The sequence below is a fragment of the Intestinimonas sp. RTP31139st1_F5_RTP31139_211217 genome, from assembly GCF_040226735.1.
Lineage (GTDB): Bacteria > Bacillota > Clostridia > Oscillospirales > Oscillospiraceae > Intestinimonas > Intestinimonas butyriciproducens.
Genome location: NZ_JBCOAQ010000016.1, coordinates 63,987 through 70,382, shown reverse-complemented (window position 1 = coordinate 70,382; position 6,396 = coordinate 63,987). Strand labels below are relative to the sequence as shown.

Annotated in this window: 5 protein-coding genes; 1 reads left to right on the top strand and 4 read right to left on the bottom strand. The window is 58.2% G+C overall.

Annotated features, from left to right (window positions below; all coding sequences use genetic code 11):
- Positions 1–283: 283 nt before the first annotated feature.
- The gene (locus tag ABUA09_RS11150) at positions 284–1,621 is read right to left on the bottom strand and encodes an SLC13 family permease (protein ID WP_075704338.1); all 1,338 of its coding nucleotides are present in this window, start codon (positions 1,619–1,621) and stop codon (positions 284–286) included.
- A 313-nt stretch (positions 1,622–1,934) separates the two neighbouring features.
- Between ABUA09_RS11150 and ABUA09_RS11145 the strand changes: the two genes are divergently transcribed.
- Positions 1,935–2,828: a LysR family transcriptional regulator gene (locus ABUA09_RS11145; RefSeq protein WP_033119402.1), complete on the top strand. Its 894-nt coding sequence runs from the start codon at positions 1,935–1,937 to the stop codon at positions 2,826–2,828.
- Between the two features lie 309 nt (positions 2,829–3,137).
- Here the strand turns inward: ABUA09_RS11145 and ABUA09_RS11140 are convergent, their stop codons facing one another.
- The 3 genes from ABUA09_RS11140 to ABUA09_RS11130 are packed head-to-tail and all read right to left on the bottom strand — an operon-like array spanning position 3,138 to position 6,364.
- Positions 3,138–4,262: a 2-hydroxyacyl-CoA dehydratase subunit D gene (locus ABUA09_RS11140; RefSeq protein ID WP_349949363.1), complete on the bottom strand. Its 1,125-nt coding sequence runs from the start codon at positions 4,260–4,262 to the stop codon at positions 3,138–3,140.
- On the bottom strand, positions 4,262–5,536 hold the full coding sequence (locus ABUA09_RS11135; RefSeq protein WP_058118142.1) for a 2-hydroxyacyl-CoA dehydratase subunit D: 1,275 nt from the start codon (positions 5,534–5,536) through the stop codon (positions 4,262–4,264). Before ABUA09_RS11135 ends, ABUA09_RS11140 begins: the two co-directional genes overlap by 1 nt.
- Before the next feature lie 45 nt (positions 5,537–5,581).
- The gene (locus ABUA09_RS11130; protein ID WP_081959941.1) at positions 5,582–6,364 is read right to left on the bottom strand and encodes an acyl-CoA dehydratase activase; all 783 of its coding nucleotides are present in this window, start codon (positions 6,362–6,364) and stop codon (positions 5,582–5,584) included.
- Positions 6,365–6,396 lie beyond the last annotated feature (32 nt).

Below are 6,396 nucleotides of genomic sequence, written 5' to 3'. Positions count from 1 at the left end.
CCCCGAGGCGCGCCGTCAGGCGCTGCTCCGGGACTGGCACCGGGCCGTGGAGCGCACCCGCGGCTGGGCGGAAAATCAGCCCCTGCAAAAATGACTTGCCGCGGCGGTCCCCGATAAGGGATCGCCGCGGTTTTGCTTTCCCGATAAAAAGAGCGCCCCCGCCTCCTCGGAGGCAGGGAGCGCTCTGGATGGGAAAGCCGTCTCAAGTATCAAAGTCTCATAAGTCATAGAAATAGAACGGAACAGACGTGACGCAGAAGGGAAGCCTTTTGAAATCTTCCGATCAGAAGGTATACATGATCGGACAGAGGACTGCCGCCGCAATGATCAAAATGATACACAGCGGACCGCCGATCTTCATGTAGTCCATATATTTATAGCCGGCCGGGAGAGTTTGGGTGCAGGCGGGGGTGCCGACCGGGGTGGCGCAGGCCAGATTGGTGGCCACGCAGCCGATGGCGATGACGAAGGGGATGGGGCTCACACCCATGCTCTTGGCGATCTCGATATAAATGGGGGTCATCATGGCGGCCAGCGCCGTGTTGGACATAAAGTTGGTCAGTACACCGGTGACGATCACGCCCGCGGCCATCAGCGCCATGGTGGACGCGCTCTCCGAGCCTCCGAACAGATTCAGCACCGCGTCGGCGATGACCTTGCCGCCTCCGGACACATCCAGACCCTTGGCAAAACCTTGGGCGGCGGCCAAAATGACCAGCGTGTTCCAGTCCATCTCGGCCAGCGTCTTTTTCAGGGGCATGCAACCGCTGGTGATGAGGATCGTGGCGCCCAGCAGGCCGATGATGCCCACATTCAAATAGGGCTTAAAGGGGGCAAACCCTGTGAGGATGAACCCCACGATGCAGAGGATCAGGACTATAACCGACATCCAGCCCTTCCAGGCGGGGATATTTGAGGTTGCAGCGTCTGTGGTTGTATTGGCCAGATCGGCGTAATAGTTCCCCTTGTCAAAGTCGGGGCTCTCCGGCTTCAGGACCTTCTTGGTGAGGGAATACCCCACCGTGGCAAAGTAGACGACCATGATGATACAGAGAGGGATCATAACCAAGGTCTGGTCAAAGAGACCCAGTCCGTCCTTGTACTCCTCATAACCCATCAGCACGGAGTTGGCGGTCTGCTGGGAGGTGGAGCCCACCAGGGTGCCCGCACCGCCGACAGCACAGGCAATGCCAGCAGCCATAATGACCATCTTGGAACGGATCGCGCCGTGGGACTTGGCGGCTACAGCGGCGATCAGGGGCATCCACATGGCAATGGTGCCGGAGTTGGACAGGAACGAGGACATGATCGTGCAGCAAATAACCACCGCGATGGTGAACATCCGTTCATTCTTGGCTAGGGAGCTTCCGCCGATAGCCTTGCCGATCTTATTGGCCATACCGGTCTTAAAGAGGGCGTCGCCGACAACACACATGCCCGCGACCATCATGACCGTCGTGCTTGAGAAACCGCTGTAAACATCTGCCAGCTTCATCTCAGGCAGAATGATGCCCATTGCCAGAGAGGCAATCATGGCGGTCATCGCCAGGGGGATTTTCTCGAGGACAAAGGAAATGATCGTAATGATTGTGATGATAATCGCAATAGTACTGGATTCCATACCGAATTCTCCCCTCATTCATGATTCAGTTGTTTTTCTTCTCTCTTCCCACAGAGATTGCGATGTACTTGTCCGTCCTTCCGTCTACAGCTATCGTGCCGTTCATTTTTTACTGCGTATCCAGGGAATATCAAACTGCTGAGGAGCGCTCCTCAGCAGTTTAGGGGCCCGCCCCTAAACTGAATTGATCATGATGCCGAAATTTCTCTTTTTTTGTCATTTAGAATTGTCATATTTTTTGAACTGTGCTATACTTTTCCTATATAACCTAATAGTTGCTCATGCCACTGTTAGTATGAATGGAGATGATCTCATGGAACTGCTGCAGCTATATTATTTTAAAGTTTTGGCGGAGAGAGAACATCTGACCCGCACCGCCGAAAGCCTTATGATTGCCGCGCCCTCTCTGAGTGCCACCATCTCCCGACTGGAAAACGAACTTGGCGTCAAGCTCTTCGACCGCGTGGGCCGCAACATCCGCCTGAATGAAAACGGACGCATTCTCCAGCGCTATGTGAATGAAATCTTCGACGCTCTGCAAAATGCCAAGACGGAACTCAAGGACGCCGGCGTACGCCGGGACAACTGCTTCACCGTGGCCTCCACGGCCGAGTCTCTCTGGACCCGTGCGATCCACAAATTTCTTGAGACCTACCCCGACATTCTGGTACAGCACACGGCCATCAAGCTGGACGACCTCAACCAGCACATGACCTCTTCCAAATACGATTTCATTGTCACCGCCCTCAGGGACCTGGACTGTGGAGAATGGGACTACGAAGTACTCTATCACGACTGGCCGGTTCTGGTATTCAACTCCAGCCACCGCTTCCACGGCCGGAAAACCCTGGACCTGCTGGAGGCCAAAAACGAACCTTTCGTTGCGCTCTCCCAGGGCTATTCCTCCCGCCGCTGGTTTGACGAGATCTGTGCCGCCTCCGGCTTTAAGCCCAACGTGGTCGTCGAGTGCGATTACCAGCTCCGCACCGAAATGCTCCGGGCCAATTATGGGATCGGCTTCTCCTCTGTGCTGGGAATCGCCAGCAACATACTCAGCACGTTTGAATATGCCAAGCTGTCACAGCCCCTTGTCCCCCGGACCCAGGTCATTGCCTGGCACAAAGGGCGCAAGCTCTCCGTCGCGGCCCGTCAATTCCGCTCTTTCCTGATCAAGTACATGGAGCAGTACCAGAATACTGAGGGTTAGCTTCCGCTGAGAGCACCCCTCCGTCGGCACATGCTTTGCCTGCCATGTCCCCTTAGCTGCTGGCCGCCCCCACTTCGGTCCGCTGGAAACCCTCTCCGGCGTGCCGCAGTGGGGTTTGTTATGCAGTGACAGCGCCAAAGAGGGGACGTTCCACCCATATACTTACATAAAAAGAATTATTTGTAATTCACTTCGCGCAGATACCCTGTCGGGCCGCCCCCCTCCGACACAGAGATCCCATTTACCAAAGTCCCTGTGCGGGGGAGGGCCTGATGCCCAACCAGTCAAAGTCTATTGGGTCAAAGTGGCCTATGCCATCTCAGCGAAGCTCTGGATCTTGGTGTGGGACTGCTCGTTGTTCTGGGTGCTCTGGTCAATCTCCAGGCAGAGGCAGCGCAGGCCGGCCTCTTTGGCGCACTGTGCGATCATGGGATAGTCGTACTCCTCCACATCGCAGAAGCGCATCAGGCACACCACGATCCCCTGGGCCCCCGCGGCCTGCGCCATCTCCACCAGCATGGAGCCCCGTGTGCTCTCCACCTCATGCACCATCGAGCATCCCTTCCGCTCAAACCACTGCCCCGCCAGATCCTCCAGCGCCGTTCCACGCTTCGGGATCGCCGTCCGGTACAGCCGGGACTCCTGCGCCAGATCGTCTCCTACCACCGCAATCCCGCACTCCGTGAACAGCTCCAAAAACTCGTCGGGCTCCGCCGTGATCCCCGTCAGGATCACTTTCTTCCCCTTGTGCTCATACTTCGGCAGCCCCTCCAGAGCCGAGAGGAGCTCCTTTACCTTCTCCGTGTGCTCCCCCTTCTCCATGAACAGCGCGCTCTTGAACACCGCGTGCCGCGCCACCGGCGTGATCACGTCCAGGTGGTCGTTGGCCGCCTTCGCAAACGCCATCATCGTCGCCGAGTGCTCGTTATACACCTCGATGCTCTGCGCCAGAGACTCCTCCGTAATGGTGCATCCCGTCACTTCCTCCAGCTTCTTCGCCGCCGCCCGGTACTCCTCCACCAGGAACGAAAATGCATCGGAGTCCGTCCGGTTCTGCGGGTGGATGAACGACACCAGCGGGATGTCCTTCACGCCGGACCGCCACGCCGCGCTCATGCCGCGGAACGTGTCGCACAGCATCGGCATCACCGCGCACGTCAGGCCCTCGTACACCCCCGTCATCCCGTATTCCATACAGGAGCGCATGATGGAGCAGGTGAAGATCGGGTTATACTTTCCCGCCACAGACGGCGTGATCTGTCCGCCCCACAGGCCCATGGGGATCATACCCCCGGCGTGCACCAGCTCCTCCGGCGTGTACACAGGGAAGCAGCCCACGACCTTCTTCCCCGCCGACAGATATTTCTCCATCTGCTTCCGGGGATTCCCGGATACCTCCGCCAGCTCTTCCAGTATCGCCTTGATCTCCGACATTATTCCGCCGCCCCCTTCTTCTTTTTCTCATCCATGATCTCCACCAGGCCCTGGAGGCGGGTCTCGAACTGTGCCTCGGAGAACACCCGCGTATCCGACTGGTCCCCGTCGAAGTTCGCCACCGGCACACCCGCCTGCTCCTCGATCATATCCCGGCCTGTGAAGATGTGGAAGGTCATCAGCTTGCAGCTCCGGTTCACGTGGCAGAGCATCCCGTCACAGCCGAAGTCCTTGATGCTCTGGGCACGCTTGCCCATGATGGAGGGGGTGGACAGGCTGTTGGTGGAGGAGATCTGGTATGCCCGGGCCATGCCGTCCAGATCCCCGGGCTCATACAGCACATCCCACGCAGTGACATACCCGTTCATCACCGCGTTGACATTGTAGTTTTTCAGCGTCTTCAGGTTATAGCCCAGGTTCGGCCAGCAGGCGATGCCCTCCCAGTGGACGCGGTACTTCTCCTCCGCGGGGAAGGTGCTGGTATCGTTGGCGATGTGCTCCAAGACCTCCGCCTTGAGCTGCTCGAAGATGGCCGTGGTGGACTCCTTGCCCCGGCACAGTACCAGGGCCGCCATGTAGTTGAAGAGGTCGAAGCCGCTCATGGGCGCGGGCTTGCGCTGGTTCAGCGCCACGATCTCGTCAAAGAGGTGGCAGTTGATCTGGGAGCGCTTCTGCACCTCCAGGAACTTATCCCAGTCGAACTTCCGCCCCAGGAACTTCTCCATATCCTTGATATAGTTTTCGATCTGGCTGCGTACGTACTTGATCTTGTGGGGGGCCGGGTCCTCCTCATAGTAGTTGAAGAGACAGTCCACAAAGAAGATGGGGATGTTCAGCTTCCGAGCCAGGTTCTCATACCACTTCATCAGCTGGGTGCAGCTGTTGTTGGCCAGCAGCAGGAAGTCCGGTCGGGGCAGCTTGGGCTCATAGTCATAGTTGGGATCGTCGAAGGTATCCGCGATCCCCAGGTTCAGACGGGCATAGGAGCAGATATTGATGGGATAGCCCAGCTCTCCCTCCGAGTGGGAGATGAACTGGTCCCCCATGTGCTTGGCGGATACGGAGGCGCAGTTGTTCTCCGGGTACAGGACCGGTACGCCAAATGTCTCGCAGATCTCCTGGGGGAAGATGGCGGTGGACCAGCCCACCGGCTCTCCACGCTTCTTCGCCGCCCAGGCGTCGGCATAGCACTTCGCCGTCTGCTCGTTCATCATCTGGCGGGACTTGGGCAGCGGCTTCTTCGGCTTCGCCGCCGGCGCGGTGTGTTCTGCCATTTCGATCACTCCTCTTCTTTTTCTTCTTGCTTGCTTCTCACTTGCTCAGGAGACTCGTTTTGCCTCCCGGTATGCCAGAATCGCGGCCCCGATGGCCCCGGCCAGCTGGCAGTCCTCGTGGACCAGAATCTCGCTCTTGAGCTCCCGGCTCAGCGCCCGAACAACTCCGCTGTTCAGCGCCACCCCGCCGCTCATCGCCACATCCTTCACCAGCCCATTCCGGAATACCAGCGCCGCCACTCGCTTTGCCACCGACGCGTGAATCCCCGCCACCAGATCCGGCAGCGGTACATTGTTCGAAAGCTGTGAGATGACCTCCGACTCGGCAAATACCGTGCATGTGTTGCTGATGCTCACTTCCGACCGGGCTTGCGATGACAGCTCCCCCAGCTCCTCCGTCTTCACATCCAGCACACCGGCCATCACGTCCAGAAAGCGACCGGTCCCTGCTGCGCATTTGTCGTTCATCACGAAGTTATCCAGAAGGCCATCCTCACTCAGGCGGAGTGCCTTTACATCCTGCCCGCCAATGTCGACCACGGTACGGGCTGTGGGCAGCAGGTAATGGACCCCCGTGGCATGGCACGTGATCTCGCTCTTCTGGCTGTCCGCCGCCTCGAACGTGAACCGTCCATATCCCGTCACCAGGATCCGTTCGATCTCCTCCCGCGTTTTCCCCGCTTTTGTCAGCGCCGCCTCGAACACCGTCCTGGACCCCTGCGTCCCCGTCCCTAACGGTACCACCGCGCGTGCTTTGATCTCCTGACCATCCTCCATGATGATGCACTTGCACGCCGTTGACCCGATATCTACTCCCATCGTCAACATTCTTCTCTCCGCCTTTCGAACTTTTCTCATCC